Consider the following 16,202-nt stretch of genomic DNA (forward strand, 5'->3'; position numbering starts at 1 on the left):
GCCGGTTTAAAGCACGTTGTTCTCGTTGTCGGCGGGCGCCGGTAACGCCAGGCCAGGGTTTCGTTGCAGGGCTTCGCCCGTCAGCCGTTTGATCAGCGCCGCACGCTCATTGGCGTAATTGTCGACAATGGCGCCCATCTGCTGCGTGAACTGCTCGCTGGTCAGGTGCACCCGATCGCCCAACAGTTCGAAGGACATCGCCGCGCGGAACACCGTTTCATCGAACGCCGTTCGATGAGCCCCCTTCAGGTACTGAGTCCAGAACTCCTGGCGCGTCATCCAGTCTGCCAAAGCCGTCGTCTGCTCCAGTTTCACTACTTCGGCGAACACCCAGTCGAGGGTTTGCGGAATCACCTCGACGTCCAGGCGAAAGTTCATGTCCCGTGGCTGCGCGGGCAGATTCAGGCGTTCGGCCAGCCCTACCCGATAGGCCAGGCTGATTTGCATGGCTTGATCGAGCGTGACCGGCCCGGTGCGCGAGCGGGAGATAACATTTTTCACGGCGAACCGTTCGACTTCCTGCAAGCGGTACAAACCGCGCAACAGCTGAGCCAACTGAGCCTCCTGGGTCCCGGCCGTCACCCTCGCAGCGTTCATGGCCCGATAGCACAACACCCGCACGTGTAAATCGCTGAACAACAGGGACGAACCATCGGCGCTGATCTGCCCGACATCAGCCATGCGAAACAACGTCCGGCGCAAGGCGCTGTCTTCGGCGGCGGCCTCCATCACGTCCCAGACCCGCTGACTCAGCGAGCGGTAGACCATGCGGAAATCCGCGGTGTAGCGCAGTTGGCTCAGCAACAGGAAAAACGGTCGGGAATCGGGGTAGGCGTACACCGAACTCCACAGGGTTCGTTTCTGCACAACGTCGATTTCCGTCGCGCCGGTCAACCAGGTCGAGCTCATGGCCGAATCCATCAACACGTCTTGAACCCCCTCCACGTACCCCAGCGCTATCAGTCCGAGGCTGATGTTGCTGGCTTGCTGAAACGCGAGGAGCCGTTTCCGGGTTTCAGACGTCAGTGGATTACCGCTGATGTTGGTCCCTTGGTTCAAGACGCCTGAGGCGGCAAAGACATCCTCCGGAATCACACTGATGCGGTTGTCACGCAGATCCAGCAGCTCCAGCCGCACCAGCCCGGTGGCGCCGCCAGGCCATTGGCTTATGCCGGTTCCGCGCAGTTCCAGACGCTGCAATTGCTGCATTTGCGACACGTCAGGCACCCGCGACAACGCCGGGTTGGCATTGAGGTTCAACTGCTTGAGCCGTGTCAGCCCGGCCAGTTCCGTGACCGAGGCGTCGGTCAGTTGAATCTGGTTTTCACTCAGGTTCAGCCGCTCCAGCCGTGACATCGCGCCAATGGCCTGTTGGAGTCGGGTCAAGCCGTTGCCGATCAACGACAGGTGCCGGAGGTATTTGAAGTTGTGCAGGAAGCTGTTCAGCCCGCTGCTGGCCCCGACCCGATCCATGAACAGCACCCCGACATGGCTGAAGTCACCCATGATCAACGGCAGGTCGCCCAATGGCAGTGGCGGCAGCGTCAACTCATACAGCCGGCCGTCGAGGGTCAGCGAGCTCGGCGTTTCCCGGCGCCAGCAGCGAGTGATTTCCTGGGCCGCGCGGGTCTTGGCCAGCGTCGAGACTTTGCGCCGAGGCCCGTCCCCGATCTGCGACCAGCTATCGCGCTTGATCCAGTTTTCCAGCACCTGCCTGATCGTGAGGTATTCAAGGCGCAGACTTTCCAGTTTTCTCAAGACCAGCACGTCAACCTGGCCCAGGCCGGCCAAAAACGTATCGATCTGCTCCCGCGAGTGAGTGGGATACAGCTCCTGGGCACGACGAATGAGCCCGGGAGATCGAGCCGACGAGGTCGTCGCGAATGTCGGCATCCCGCCCGACGCCTTGCCGAGCAAGGTGTCGGCCAGGCGCATGGGCGAAACGTAGCCCGGACGTGGCGGCCGCATGCCCAATGCCTGCTCGGCGGACGCCCGGCGGGCCAGCACCAGGGCGGTGATTTTCGCCCTCAGCGCCACGCCGTGGTCTTCCAGTTGAACCCCCAAAGCCGTTCGGCGTGCTTGCGACAAACCCTCCCAGAGCGCCTGGAAATAATTTGCCCGCGTGCGTCCCGGCAAATAGCTGACCACGTTGTAATGCTCGTCCAGCACGTCATATCGGTCAGGGTGCGCATTCATCAGGAGCTTTTGCGTCGAGTTTTCAGAGCCCAGGCTGGCGGACTCATCGGTATAAAACGACCATTCCAGCATTCGCACATAGAGGTCGCTTTTCCAGCCGGGCAAATGCTTGAGTGCGCTGAACACCAGGCGATCCGTGTCGATCCCGCCGGCTGCATCCAGATAAAGCCCTTCATAGGCCCGGTTGACCCGCACCACTTGCTGGAAGCGGCGCGCCTCTTCCGCCAGACGCAGCGGGACTTTTCCTGCGTCCAGTTCGTCCAGCTCACTGGCGTCGGCATAGCGGACCAACTCATCGAGCACGCTGATCGGCAGGTCGGAAAAACCATCGCGCAGCGGCGCGGTACGGCCCGAGCTCACCGGCGCGCCCCGTTGATAAATCCACTTGAACAGCGCCAGGCGTTTGCGATCGGCTTGCTCGGCCAGTTTCTCGATCAGCGCGTTTATCTGTTCGGCCGCGACTTTCGTTGGCGAATCCAACAGCCGCTCACGTTCAGTAGCGTTCAGACCTGCCAGCAGGTCGGGGTAAAACTGCCCTGTGCGGACCTTTTCCAGACTGAGCGTGATGGTTTTTTTCGTGCTCTCGACGTCCGGGGCCATGAAGCGGCTGAACGACTCACCGGCGCCGTCAACGACATTGATCGCGGTCTGGGCCGGCCAGGTCTTGAGCGTCGTCACCAGTCGCAACTGCAAATCGGCATCGGCCATTGGCGCTGACGGCTTCAGCTTCATTTGTTCAATGAAAGCGATGACCGTCTGATCGACCGCGAAACGTCGAACGGTGTCGATCAACATCGCCGGCGGGGGTATCCGATCAATCAGGACCCGGCGCATGACACGCTCATCGACGGCGCTGACCGAAAGAATCTGCAACGCCCGGGGATCGGGAATGTCACGTTCCGAGTAACCCAGCCGACGGAAGAGTGTCAGGCGATCCCATTCCCCGGGCAGCTCTGAATCATGGCGCCACGCCCCGACATCGTTGGTTTCGAGCCTCGGCGCGTAACCGTCCTTGATCCGGGTGCCCTCGATCTCCCATAACCCGGTATCGGCCTGCGGGCGAACCGCATAGAGGTCCTTGCCCAGCGCCAGGTACGCCTGGTCGTAGAACCAGCGCAAGCCGCGTTCGTCTGCCTTCACCCAGCCCGGCAGGCTGATGCTGCGGCGATAGGGCGCCAGGTCCGGTTTCCACAAGCGGGGCTTTTCGTCCGCCAGCCGCACCTGCCTCAAGTTCTGCACGAAGCTCGAGCCCCTGACAGTCTTGAAGGTGCCCTTGACGGCCCCTGCCCCCGCAGAAAGCGCCGCCATCACCAGGAAATTCTCCAACGTGTCGAACAGGTAGTCCGCCGCTTGCTCCTGCTCACCCGCCGACCAGCGTTCTATCCCGTGATAAACGCCCATCAATAGCTCGACAGCGGTCAACGCCATCAAGACCTCACCAACCACCGGGATAAACGAAATACTGAAGAACGCGATATCGAGGCCGATCGTCTTGTAGGTTTCAAGCCTGGCCAGACGGGTTTTCTCGTCCGCTTCTTCAGTGGGCACCACCAGCAATCGCGCATCGGCTATGACATGCTCGACACGTTGACGGTACAACTCGGCAAACAGGTCGGTAGACACGGAATGAACAGTCACCGGGACGGAGGCACGCTGGGAGCTTTGCAAAAACTGCGCGCCGGCTCGCAATCCTCGGCTCGCAAGTGCCGCGTGTAACCCGGCCCGATCGGCCAGCAAGACAAACCGCAGTAGCGCGGTTTCGAACGATTCCTGGCTGAGCCGCACGCCGAGGTCGTACTCCAGCGCACTCACCGAAACGTACTCTTTTAGCGGTTGCGTGGTATCGCCAGGCAAATACAACACACAGGGATTGCCGTTATACGCCCCGTCATTGACCGCCACGATCAGCATGGCGCCGTGGAGCTTGTGGCCGAGCAGCTCTATCTGCTTATAGGCGATGGTGTGCCGGTCCAGTTTGATCGACGACTTTTTCTCCACCACCTCGCCTAACATCCGAAACACCTTTTCACTGATGTGTTTCTTCATCAACGCCAAATGACGATCAACATCGAGGCAGCATTGAGAGTGGGCCATGCAGGCCTTACGTACACTGCCGGTATCTATGTAAGGTTCAAAGACACTATTGAGGTGCGTTTGATAATGCTTGCCCAAGTCCAGCGTGCGACACAGTTGTGCAAACTCATGGGGTTTAATCGCCAGGATTTTATTGGCCGTACCGTTAATGCGTTCCGGCTGATAAATAAGGGATTTATCATCGTAGTTTTCAATAAGGGTTTCATTGGCCTCGAAGTTCTCACACGCCGCGATTAACAAATCGCGATCAATCGGTAACACCAGTTTTTTACGCAACCCGAACAGACTGGACGTGGAGCGAATATGCTGGAAAACGACGCCCCGAATATCCAGAGGCTCACCCAGTTTTTCCGCCATGGCCTGGGACAACAGGGGCTCGCAGAATTGTTGTGGAGCTTTCAGGGCGATCATTGCCGTGAGGGCTTCGGCGCGAGACCGCTGGCTGGCGATGACACTGGCCCGTAGCGCGTCGCGGGCCTCGCTGCTGGCCTGGGCAAGCCATGAAGGAATCTCCACGCCTTTGAAAAACTCGTAGAAAACGCCTTGCTGTTCAGACGTCATTTCAATGGAAACTTGACCGCTTGTTATGGAAGCGGAAGACGGCGTTGAATTGGAAGACATGAATGAGAAACTCTTTTCACAATAAGAGCCTTCAGTCTAAGGACGGAACTTTCAATTAAAAGCCCCAATTCCTGATCAATACCACCCCCAACAAATCAACAATACAAACTCAAGCCATACATATATACCACCCAAAAACCTTCAACTATGCAGACATTAAAAAAGATCAATAAAAAACCCGATCACTTTAACGTGACCGGGTTACGTAGACGGCTTTACCAGAAGCGTTGTTGAATCAGGCGACTCCACCAGGTCAGCAATACCCGATCCACCGAACCACTGGCGGCCATGCCAATGCGCTCTTGCAGGCTTTTGCGTTCGGCGTAGTGCAAGTGGTAGAGCTCGGCGCCCTTGGCGCGTTCGGCCAGGTATTCGTCGCTGGTCTTGAGTTCGTCCACCAGGCGTTTGTCCAGCGCCGCCAAGCCCAACCAGACCTCACCGGTGGCCACTTCGTCGATGGCCAGTTGAGGGCGGTAGCGGGAAACGAAGTTCTTGAACAGTTCGTGGGTGATGTCCAGGTCTTCCTGGAATTTCTCCCGGCCCTTCTCGGTGTTTTCGCCAAACACGGTGAGCGTGCGTTTGTATTCGCCGGCGGTCAGCACTTCGAAATCGATATCGTGTTTTTTCAGCAGGCGGTTGACGTTGGGCAACTGCGCGACCACGCCGATGGAACCGAGAATGGCGAACGGTGCGCTGATAATCTTCTCGCCGATGCAAGCCATCATGTAGCCACCGCTGGCGGCAACCTTGTCGATACACACGGTCAGCGGCACGCCGGCCTGACGAATCCGCGCCAGTTGCGAGGACGCCAGCCCGTAGCTGTGAACCATGCCGCCGCCGCTTTCCAGACGCAGCACAACTTCATCCTTGGGCGTGGCGAGGGTCAGCAGCGCAGTGATCTCGTGGCGCAGGCTTTCGGTGGCCGAAGCCTTGATGTCACCGTCGAAATCCAGCACGAATACCCGGCCCTTGGCCTCGGGTTTCTTCTTCTGTTTTTTCTCGGTTTTAGCCTGGGATTTGCGCAAGGCCTTGAGCTGGTCCTTGTCGAGCAGGCTTTGCTCCAGGCGCTCGCGCAGCCCTTTGTAGAAATCATTGAGCTTGCTGACCTGCAATTGCCCGGCCGACTTGCGTCGACCTTTGCTGCGCAATGCCGCGAAACTCGCCAGGACCACCAGAATGGCGATCACCAGGGTCACGGTCTTGGCCAGGAAACTGGCGTACTCGGCAAAAAACTCCACACAGGACTCCTTCAATACAATGCGCCGCATAAAACGCGCGCGGGATGTCGCCAGCATACCCATGCCCCGCCTTTGGGGCCAGCCGTGAAACCTCTGGCAACAGGCCTGTAACGGGCATTTCAAACAAGCGTATGTTTTTTCATTGACAGCTCACTGCCATCCTCATAACCTCGCCAAACCTTCAACGTACCGGGATGACGCGGACGTGGGCAGCATCTACTTGATTCGACATGGCCAGGCCTCCTTTGGTGCAGACGACTATGACGTCCTGTCGCCGACCGGTGTTCGCCAGGCAGAAATCCTCGGCCAGCACCTCGCCGAGCTGGGTGTCAGCTTCGACCGCTGCCTGTCCGGGGACCTGCGCCGCCAGCAACATACCGCCAACAGTGCGCTGCAACAGTACGCCGCCGTGGGCCTGCCGGTGCCGCTGCTGGAGATCGATTGCGCCTTCAACGAATTCGATGCCGACGCGGTGATTCGCGCCCTGCTCCCGGCCATGCTGGATGACGAACCACAGGCGCTGGAAATCCTGCGTAACGCTGCGCAAAACCGCGCTGAATTCCAGCGCATCTTCGCCCTGATCATCGAGCGCTGGCTGGCCGGCACTTACGACACACCGGGGCTGGAAAGCTGGCTGGGGTTTGTCGAGCGTGTGCAAGCCGGGCTGAACCGTATTCTCGAACAAGCCGACAACACCCAGAAAATCGCCGTGTTCACCTCCGGCGGCACCATCACCGCCCTGCTCCACCTCATTACGCAAATGCCTGCCCGACAGGCCTTTGAGCTCAACTGGCAAATCGTCAACACCTCGCTCAACCAACTGAAATTTCGTGGTCGCGAGGTGGCCCTGGCTTCCTTCAACAGTCATGCGCACCTGCAACTGCTGAAGGCCCCGGAACTCATCACGTTTCGCTGAGTCCGGATTATGTGACCCTTGCTGTAATCACCCAGCTCTTATTACCCAAGAAAGGATCGAACCATGACCTCCGTAGCTGATGCCGTACAAGCAATGAAAGCCAAGTTCAACCCAGCCGCTGCTGCCGGCCTGGATCTGGTGTTCGGTTTCCGCATCGACGACACCAAGAACTTCTCGCTGATCGTCAAAAACAGCACTTGCGAGCTGCAAGAAGGCGAAAACCCGGACGCCCAGGTCACTCTGGTGATGGACGGCGAAACCCTGGAAGGCATCGTTGACGGTTCGACCGACGGCATGCAGGCATTCATGGGCGGCAAACTGCGCGCTGAAGGCGACATGATGCTGGCGATGAAACTGTCCGAGCTGTTCCCTTCGTAAGATGACGGTTCCCCGCACGGGGAGCCTCTCTGGCTGCACACGAATCCCGTCTATATGGCGGGATTCGTCGTTTCTACGTAGGAGCTGCCGAAGGCTGCGATCTTTTGATCTTGCTTGTGATCTTCATCGGCACCGAAAAAGATCAAGATCAAAAGATCGCAGCCTTCGGCAGCTCCTACACAGGGGTGCGCTGCTCAGCGAGTGCCGGCGTCGTCCATTTCTTCGAAGACTTTGGTGTGCTCGTCAAACAGTGGGTCGTCGTAACCGACCTCTACGTCATCGCCGTCAAACTTGAGCACACCTTCATCGTCTAGCTGAAGGTTGATGACGAACCTGCGGTCGCTCACTTGCAGGTACAGCTCGTAAAGATCCGCCGGCTTATCCGGACTGATAAAAAGGCTGTACATGTAACGCACACGCCGGGTCAGCACCGGCCATGTCATCAAGAGCACCTGGGTATCCACGCCAGGGTGATTGCTCTTCAACGAATCAATGGCTGCCTGGACCAGGAATTCGTTGTACTTGGCCGTCAGGACGATGGGCTTGCTGCGCTTCATCCGATGGGTATTGAAGTGACCGAAGGCGTCTTCGGGCTCATACATCCCGCTGCGAAACCATTTCGTAGCATCGTACGAGGGTTCACTCTCTTCCGAGATACGAGTACTCATCATCAAGGTGTCCGGGAGCTTGCTGCCCTGACCGGCATACTGATAAATCCCGACCAGACCGAGGGCGATCAACGCCGCAATCAAGATACCTTTCGGGTTACTGACTTTAATCATTGTCTACATCCTTGTTTGGGCGGGCGGGGAATCTAACCGATCTGCCCGGCAGTTAAAACAGGCCGCCCCCGCATTTGCCGTCTATATTTCTTCTGGCCGCATGCGTCAGACATCGGCTGTTCAATCCGGCTTCTTTATGAAGGCTCACGCGGAGAACATTGCCATGAGCCCACCTGACGACCACGACGGATTCAATCGCCGCCGCGTACTGCAAGGCCTTTCGGCAGGCGCCGTCGGCGCCTGGGTCAGCCCACTTTTCGCAGGGAGTAAAACCATGCCCGACGCCCCGGCCGATCTGATTCTCTACAACGGACGCCTGCACACCGTCGATCGCAAGAAACCCCAGGCCAGCGCCGTGGCGATCAAGGACGGACGCTTCGTGGTGGTCGGCAGCGACGCCCAGGCCATGGCCCTGCAAGGTCCGGGCACGCAGATCATCGACCTGCACGGGCGCACGGTGATCCCCGGCCTCAACGACTCGCACTTGCACCTGATTCGCGGCGGCCTCAATTACAACCTGGAACTGCGTTGGGAAGGCGTCCCGTCGCTGGTCGATGCCTTGCGCATGCTCAAGGACCAGGCTGACCGCACGCCAACGCCGCAATGGGTGCGGGTGGTCGGTGGCTGGAACGAATTCCAGTTCGCCGAAAAACGCCTGCCGACCATTGATGAACTGAACAAAGCCGCACCGGACACGCCCGTGTTCGTCCTGCACCTCTACGACCGCGCCCTGCTCAACCGTGCCGCACTGAAAGTGGTCGGCTACACCCGCAACACACCGAATCCGCCAGGCGGCGAAATCCAGCGCGATGCCAATGGCGACCCCACCGGCATGCTGATCGCGCGGCCGAACGCGATGATTCTGTACTCGACGCTCTCTAAGGGGCCGAAGCTGCCGCTGGAGCATCAAGTCAACTCGACCCGCCAATTCATGCGCGAACTCAATCGCCTCGGTGTTACCAGTGCCATCGACGCCGGCGGCGGTTATCAGAATTACCCGGACGACTACCAAGTCATCCAGCAACTGGCCGACGACAAGCAACTCACCGTGCGCATCGCCTACAACCTGTTCACCCAGAAGCCGAAAGAAGAGCTGACCGACTTCAAGAACTGGACGTCCAGCGTGACCCTGCATCAGGGCGACGATTACCTGCGGCACAACGGCGCCGGCGAGATGCTGGTGTTTTCGGCGGCGGATTTCGAGGACTTTCTCGAACCACGCCCGGACCTGCCGCACACCATGGAAGACGAACTGGAACCGGTGGTGCGCCACTTGGTGGAACAGCGCTGGCCGTTTCGCCTGCACGCGACCTACAACGAATCCATCAGCCGCATGCTCGACGTGTTCGAGAAGGTCAATCGCGACATTCCGTTCGACGGCTTGCCGTGGTTTTTCGACCACGCCGAAACCATCACCCCGCAGAACATCGAACGGGTCAAAGCCCTGGGCGGCGGCATTGCGATTCAGGATCGCATGGCGTTCCAGGGTGAGTATTTCGTCGAGCGTTACGGCGCCAAAGCCGCTGAACACACGCCACCGATTGCCCGGATGTTGGCCGAAGGCATCCCGGTCGGTGCCGGCACCGATGCCACCCGAGTGTCGAGCTACAACCCCTGGACCTCGCTGTTTTGGCTGGTCAGTGGCCGCACCGTCGGCGGCCTCGAACTGTACCCGCAAGGCTTGAGCCGCGACACGGCACTGGAATTGTTCACCCACGGCAGCGCCTGGTTTTCCTCCGAGCAGGGGCAAAAAGGCCAGATCAAGGCCGGGCAACTGGCGGACTTGATCGCGCTGTCGGCGGACTACTTCCACATCGAGGACGAAGCGATCAAGTGGATCGAGTCGGTGCTGACCATTGTCGATGGCAAGATCGTCTACGGCAGTGTCGAATTCGACAAACTCTCACCGCCGCCAATCCCGGTGGTGCCCGAGTGGTCGCCAGTGGCCAAGGTGCCCGGGCACTGGAAACCCCTGGCGCCGCTGACCGCGCAGGTTCACCAGTGCGTGGGCGCGTGTGCGGTGCATGCCCATAGTCACGAACGGGCGCGGTTGTCGTCGGCGCCGGTCAGTGATTTCCAAGGGTTCTGGGGCGCGTTCGGCTGCTCCTGTTTCGCGTTTTAGAATCAAAAAAAACGCAGCGTTCCGCAGCGCCTGCATGATCTCTGTAGGCGCTGCGATCTTTTGATCTCAAGCCCCTACAAACGAACGCACCAGTAGATGCGTTGACCCCGGTCAGGTCCCCGCCCCCGCGCACTCACTACCATCGCGCTTCCATCGAAAGCCAGGGACGGCTCATTGGGAGCCGTGGCTGAACATTCTCAAGGAAGAGTCAATCATGCGTTCATTGAAGATCATTGTGCTGGCATCCGCGTTTAACGGCCTGACCCAACGGGCCTGGCTGGCGTTGCGCCAGGCCGGTCACAACCCGAGCGTGGTGTTGTTCACCGACCAAGACGCAGTGTGCGAACAGATCGAACAGTCCGGCGCCGACCTGGTGATCTGCCCGTTCCTCAAGGACCGGGTGCCACAGCAGCTATGGAGTAACCCGCTGCGCCCGGTAGTAATCATCCATCCGGGCATCGTCGGTGACCGTGGCGCCAGTGCCCTGGATTGGGCGATCACCCATGAGCTGGAGCGCTGGGGCGTGACCGCGTTGCAAGCCGTGGAAGAAATGGACGCCGGGCCGGTCTGGGCCACCTGCGAGTTCAACCTGCCCCAGGGCCTGCGCAAATCCGAGTTGTACAACGGACGGGTCAGCGATGCAGCGATGCTGTGCATCCGCGAAGTCGTGGAAAAATTCATCGCCGGTTTCGTGCCGGTGCCGCTGACGGACACCCGGCACCCGGTGTTGGGGCGTTTGCAGCCGAACATGAAGCAGGCGGACCGCACGTTCAGTTGGCACGACTGCTCGCGTTTCATCAAACGCTGCATCGACGCCGCCGACGGCCAGCCCGGTGTGTTGGCCAGCCTGGCCGGTGGTCAGTACTACCTGTATGACGCACATCTGGACTCACGCCGCGGTACACCGGGACAGATTCTGGCGGTGCACGACGACGCGGTGCTGGTGGCGACCGGGGATTTCAGCCTGTGGATCGGCTCGTTGCGCTGCAAGCCGCTGGCCGGCGAAGAAACCTTCAAGCGCCCGGCCCGGCATGTGCTCGCTCGGCAACTCAACGAAGTACCCACCCTGGACTGGTCAATCGCGGCCAACCCTTTCAGCATCGAAGCCTATCAACCGATCAGCTACCGCGAATCCGGGCAAGTCGGCGAACTGACCTTTGAGTTCTACAACGGCGCGATGAGCACCGAACAGTGCGAGCGGCTGGTGGAGGCGTTGCGCTGGGCCAAGGCCCGGGAGACCCAGGTGCTGCTGATCAAGGGCGGGCGCGGCAGTTTTTCCAATGGCGTGCACTTGAACGTGATTCAAGCCGCCGAGGTCCCGGGGCTGGAAGCCTGGGCGAATATCCAGGCGATTGATGACGTCTGCCAGGAACTGCTGACGGCCCGGCAACTGGTGATCAGCGGCCTCACCGGCAGTGCCGGGGCCGGCGGTGTGATGCTGGCGCTGGCCGCCGATATCGTGTTCGCCCGCGCCGAAATTGTGCTCAACCCGCACTACAAAACCATGGGCCTGTACGGCTCCGAATACTGGACCTACAGCCTGCCCCGCGCCGTGGGTCAGGCGATGGCGCAAAAGCTGACCGAAGATTGTCTGCCCGTGAGCGCGACCCAGGCGTTGCAACTGGGCATGGTTCAGGAGATTGGCCCGCGCTGCCCTGATGAATTCGGTTTGTGGTTGCTGCAACGGGCCCATGGCGCGTTGAGCGATCCGGCGTATGCCGCCGTGCGTGAACGCAAGGGCCGCTGCGATAGGCAACTGATGCAGCATTGCCGCAATGCGGAGCTGGAAGAGATGCATCTGGACATGGTGCAGAACCGTAAACAGTTCGCCGAGAAGTGCCGTAATTTTGTGTTCAAGCGCAAGGCGTGTGGCACGCCGGCGCGGTTGGTGGCGGAATGGGCGGTGGTTCCGGAAGTTGAGTTGGCGGGTTGATCCGTTAAAAGATCGCAGCCTGCGGCAGCGCCTACAGATGAACGCAATCCCCCGTAGGAGCTGCCGCAGGCTGCGATCTTCTGATCTTGATCTAAGGCTGTAAAAGCAACGCCACTACAGCGGTCCAGCCAGTCTGATGGCTGGCCCCCAACCCACGCCCGGTCTCGCCATGAAAATACTCATGGAACAGCACCAGATCGCGACTCGCCGGGTCGGCCTGCAACTGCGCATAGCCGGCCATCGACGGCCGATTGCCCTCTTCATCCCTCAAAAACAGCTTGGTCAAACGCTGACTCAAGCTGTCCGCCACGTCTTCCAGCGACGCCAGAAACCCCGAACCCGTCGGGTATTCCACCGAAAAATTCTGATCGTAGTAGCGGTGAAACTCGCGCAAGGACTCGATCAGCATGTAGTTGATCGGCATCCACACCGGCCCGCGCCAGTTGGAGTTGCCGCCGTACAGCCGCGATTCGGATTCCGCCGGTTCGTAACGGGCGCACAAACTGTCGCCATTGATGCGGATGCCAAAAGGCTGCCCGGCGAACGCCTTGGACAATGAACGAATGCCAAACGGCGAGAGAAACTCGCCCTCATCCAGCATGCGCTTGAGCAAGTCCTTGGTTCGCTCACCCCGCAGCAGCGCCAGCAACATGCGATTGCCTTCTCCCGGCTCGGTCCAGCGTGAAACCAGGCTGGCCAGGTCCGGGCGATGGCGCATGAAACCGAGCAAACGCTCACGCAAACCGGGTAAGCCTTCGTGTTCGTGTTGTTCCAGCACCTGCACGGCAAACAGCGGCATCAGTCCGACGATCGAGCGCAAGCGCAGCGGCTCGTTCACCCCGTCGGGACGGTGCAACACGTCGTAGAAAAACTGATCCTGCTCGTCCCACAGGCCTTCGGCGTCAGAGTCGATTTTATTGATCGCCCCAGCGATGTAGAGGAAGTGTTCGAAGAACTTCACCGCGATGTCGACGTACACGCTGTTGCGCTTGGCCAGCTCCAAAGCGATGCGCATCAAGTCCAGTGCATAGGCGGCGACCCACGCCGTACCATCGGCCTGATCGAGTTGATAGCCGGGCGGCAACAGCGCAGAACGGTCAAACAACGCGATGTTGTCCAGCCCGAGAAACCCGCCCTGGAACAGGTTGCGGCCCTCGGCGTCCTTGCGGTTGACCCACCAGGAAAAATTCAGCAGCAGCTTGTGGAAAATCCGTTCGAGAAAGTCCATATCGCCGACACCGGTCAGCGCCTTGTCCTGCTGATACACGCGCCAGCAGGCCCAGGCGTGCACCGGAGGATTGGCATCGTCGAACCGCCATTCGTAAGCCGGCAACTGGCCGTTGGGGTGCATGAAGCGGTCTTTGACCAGCAGCAATAATTGATGCTTGGCGAACCCCGGATCGATCAGCGCGAAGGCCACCGCTTGAAAGCCCAGGTCCCACGAGGCGTACCACGGGTATTCCCAAGTGTCGGGCATCGAGACGATGTCGAAATTCGACAGGTGCCGCCAATGGGTATTACGAATGTGCGCCCGTTCGGGTGGCGGCGCGGGTTGCGCGGGATCACCGTCGAGCCATTGATTGACGTCGAAATAGTAGAGCTGTTTCGACCAGAGCAACCCGGCCAACGCCTGGCGCTGCACATTTCGCGCATCGGCGTCGGCGATGCCGCGTTGCAGCGCGGCGTAGAAACCATCGGCTTCGGCCCGGCGGAGTTCGAACAAGGTCCGGGCGTTGACCTGCGGCGAACCGGCCGGGGCAAAGCGCAGGAACACGCTGCGGGTTTGGCCGGCGTCGAAGGTCAGGATGAAATGCGCCGCGACTTTGGTTCCGCGTTCAAGACTCACGGCATCAGCGGCGGCATCGACAATAAAATCATTGATCCCGTCCTTGAACGGACCTTGCGCCGGCACGCCGTCGAGCTTGGGAAAGTTGCTTTGGTTTTCGCAGAACAACCAGGCGCAATCGGCCTCGCCCCAGGCCGTCGCTTGGCGGTCGGTCAATTGCGGATGCCGCGCCAGCACCTGATGACCGTCGAGTACAAGGCTCGGCTTTTGCCCGTCGGCGACCCAGCTCCAGGTGTTGCGTGCCCACAGTTGCGGCAACACCTGCAAACGCGCGGGTTGATCGGCACGGTTGTGCACGGTGACGCGCATAAAGATGTCGTCGGGCGTGTGCTTGGCGTATTCCACGGTGACGTCGAAATAGCGCTCATCCTCAAACACGCCGGTGTCGAGGATTTCGTACTCGGTATCGGCCAGGCCCCGGCGGGCGTTTTCCGCCACCAGATCGGCGTAGGGAAATTCGGCCTGGGGGTATTTGTAGAGCATGCGCATGTAGGCATGGCTCGGTACGCCATCGACGAAAAAATACAGTTCCTTGACGTCTTCGCCGTGGTTGCCTTCGCTGTTGTTCAGGCCGAACAGACGCTCCTTGAGAATCGGGTCGCGTTCATTCCACAAGCCCAGTCCCAGGCACCAGTGCTGGGCCTTGTCGCTGAACCCGGCGAGGCCATCCTCGCCCCAGCGATAGGCGCGGCTGCGGGCGTGCTCGTGAGGGAAATAACGCCAGGCGTCGCCATCAGCGCTGTAGTCCTCGCGAACCGTGCCCCACTGGCGCTCACTCAGGTAAGGCCCCCACTCGCGCCAGTCCTGGGCCTCGCTGCCGGCGAGGCGCTGGCCTTCGGGGGTGGCAAGGAGAGTGGCTGCGGGTTTTGCCGGCATGGGGTGGTCCGTTGGAGGCGGGAGACGCTTGCAGTGTAGTGCGCAGGTCGCAGTGGGAATGTGAAAACTCTGACACCTGACGCTTGAACGCTGAGGTCCCTTGTGGGAGCGGGCTTGCTCGCGAACGCGGTGTATCAGTCGAATCAATGTTGAATGACACACCGCCTTCGCGAGCAAGCCCGCTCCCACAGGGGGCAAACGGTATCAGTGGGCCGCAGAGGCTCTTACAATGCGTGCACCTCCTCCTTCGGCCAGCCCATGGACATCGACCTCGCCCGCACCTTCCTGGAAATCGTCCGCTACGGCAGCCTCGCCGCCGCTGCGCAAAAGCTCCACGTGACCCAGACCGCGATCACCGCCCGGGTACAGAAACTCGAAAGCCAATTGGGCAGCACCCTGTTCGTGCGCAACCGCGCCGGGGCCCGTCTGACGCCCAACGGTGAGGCCTTTGTGGTGTACGCCAATCAACTGGTGCAAACCTGGGAAGCCGCCCGCCGCGATCTGCCGTTGCCCGAAGGCTACCGCGACGTGTTGCACATCGGCGGCGAAGTCAGCCTGTGCAATCCGTTGATGCTCAGTTGGGCCGCCGAATTGCGCGAGAAGATTCCCAGCCACGCCCTGCGCATGGAAATCCGCGATGGTGAAAACCTGCTGCGCCAACTTGAACTCGGCGTACTCGACGCCGCGCTGGTCTACCAGCCCGAATACTGGCCGCGCCTGCAAGTGGAACAGGTACTGGAAGAAAAGCTGATCCTTGTGCGTCTGGCCGGCCAACCCGAGCCGTATGTGTACATTGACTGGGGCCCGGATTTCCGTCGCCAACACGACGCTGCCCTGCCGGAAAAGGCCAAGGCTGCACTGAGTTTCAACCTCGGGCCGCTGGCCTTGCAGTACCTGCTGGAACACGGCGGCAGCGGTTACTTCCGCACCCGCGTGGTTCAAAGCTACCTGGAAAGCGGCGTTCTGGAAGCCGTGGCCAAGGCCCCGGAATTCAGCTACCCGACGTATCTGGTTTACTCCCGGGACCGGGATTCAGCGACCCTGCAACACGCGTTCGACCTGCTGCGCGAAGTGATCAAGAACGACGATGACTGGTCCCAGCGCTGGAACCCGTTGGGCTGAGCACATCGAGAGGCTCGTTTGGCGTTTGTGTCCTCAAGGTTCACCGGGCCTCTGCGGGCGGATCGGCTAATCTGCTGG

General features: G+C 60.1%; 9 protein-coding genes. 5 read left to right on the forward strand and 4 right to left on the reverse strand.

Annotated features, from left to right (window positions below; all coding sequences use genetic code 11):
* Positions 1-6: 6 nt before the first annotated feature.
* A complete protein-coding gene (locus V5E99_RS03255) occupies positions 7-4,851 on the reverse strand; it encodes an NEL-type E3 ubiquitin ligase domain-containing protein (RefSeq protein WP_499800885.1) in 4,845 nt (1,614 codons plus the stop codon).
* Between the two features lie 275 nt (positions 4,852-5,126).
* Positions 5,127-6,149 carry a protease SohB gene (gene sohB / locus V5E99_RS03260; protein WP_499800887.1) on the reverse strand — a complete coding sequence of 341 codons (1,023 nt, stop codon included), beginning with the start codon at positions 6,147-6,149 and terminating at the stop codon, positions 5,127-5,129.
* 205 nt (positions 6,150-6,354) lie between these two features.
* Here sohB and V5E99_RS03265 point away from each other — a divergent pair, with 205 nt between their 5' ends.
* Positions 6,355-7,065 carry a histidine phosphatase family protein gene (locus V5E99_RS03265; protein ID WP_499800888.1) on the forward strand — a complete coding sequence of 237 codons (711 nt, stop codon included), beginning with the start codon at positions 6,355-6,357 and terminating at the stop codon, positions 7,063-7,065.
* Between the two features lie 63 nt (positions 7,066-7,128).
* Positions 7,129-7,443 carry an SCP2 sterol-binding domain-containing protein gene (locus tag V5E99_RS03270; RefSeq protein WP_007976511.1) on the forward strand — a complete coding sequence of 105 codons (315 nt, stop codon included), beginning with the start codon at positions 7,129-7,131 and terminating at the stop codon, positions 7,441-7,443.
* Between the two features lie 194 nt (positions 7,444-7,637).
* Here V5E99_RS03270 and V5E99_RS03275 read toward each other — a convergent pair whose 3' ends face one another.
* Positions 7,638-8,225, reverse strand: a complete 588-nt coding sequence (locus V5E99_RS03275; protein ID WP_499800890.1) for a hypothetical protein — start codon at positions 8,223-8,225, stop codon at positions 7,638-7,640.
* 274 nt (positions 8,226-8,499) lie between these two features.
* On the opposite strand from V5E99_RS03275, the gene V5E99_RS03280 reads away from it, so the two are divergent.
* A complete protein-coding gene (locus V5E99_RS03280; RefSeq protein ID WP_499801097.1) occupies positions 8,500-10,347 on the forward strand; it encodes an amidohydrolase in 1,848 nt (615 codons plus the stop codon).
* Between the two features lie 214 nt (positions 10,348-10,561).
* On the forward strand, positions 10,562-12,280 hold the full coding sequence (locus V5E99_RS03285) for a hydrogenase maturation protein (RefSeq protein WP_499800891.1): 1,719 nt from the start codon (positions 10,562-10,564) through the stop codon (positions 12,278-12,280).
* A gap of 91 nt (positions 12,281-12,371) precedes the next feature.
* Here V5E99_RS03285 and V5E99_RS03290 read toward each other — a convergent pair whose 3' ends face one another.
* A complete protein-coding gene (locus V5E99_RS03290) occupies positions 12,372-15,002 on the reverse strand; it encodes an MGH1-like glycoside hydrolase domain-containing protein (RefSeq protein ID WP_499800892.1) in 2,631 nt (876 codons plus the stop codon).
* Between the two features lie 258 nt (positions 15,003-15,260).
* Between V5E99_RS03290 and V5E99_RS03295 the strand changes: the two genes are divergently transcribed.
* On the forward strand, positions 15,261-16,124 hold the full coding sequence (locus tag V5E99_RS03295) for a LysR family transcriptional regulator (RefSeq protein ID WP_499800893.1): 864 nt from the start codon (positions 15,261-15,263) through the stop codon (positions 16,122-16,124).
* Positions 16,125-16,202: the final 78 nt, after the last annotated feature.

The organism is Janthinobacterium sp. LPB2021202312-11-4 (assembly GCF_037049705.1).
GTDB lineage: Bacteria > Pseudomonadota > Gammaproteobacteria > Pseudomonadales > Pseudomonadaceae > Aquipseudomonas.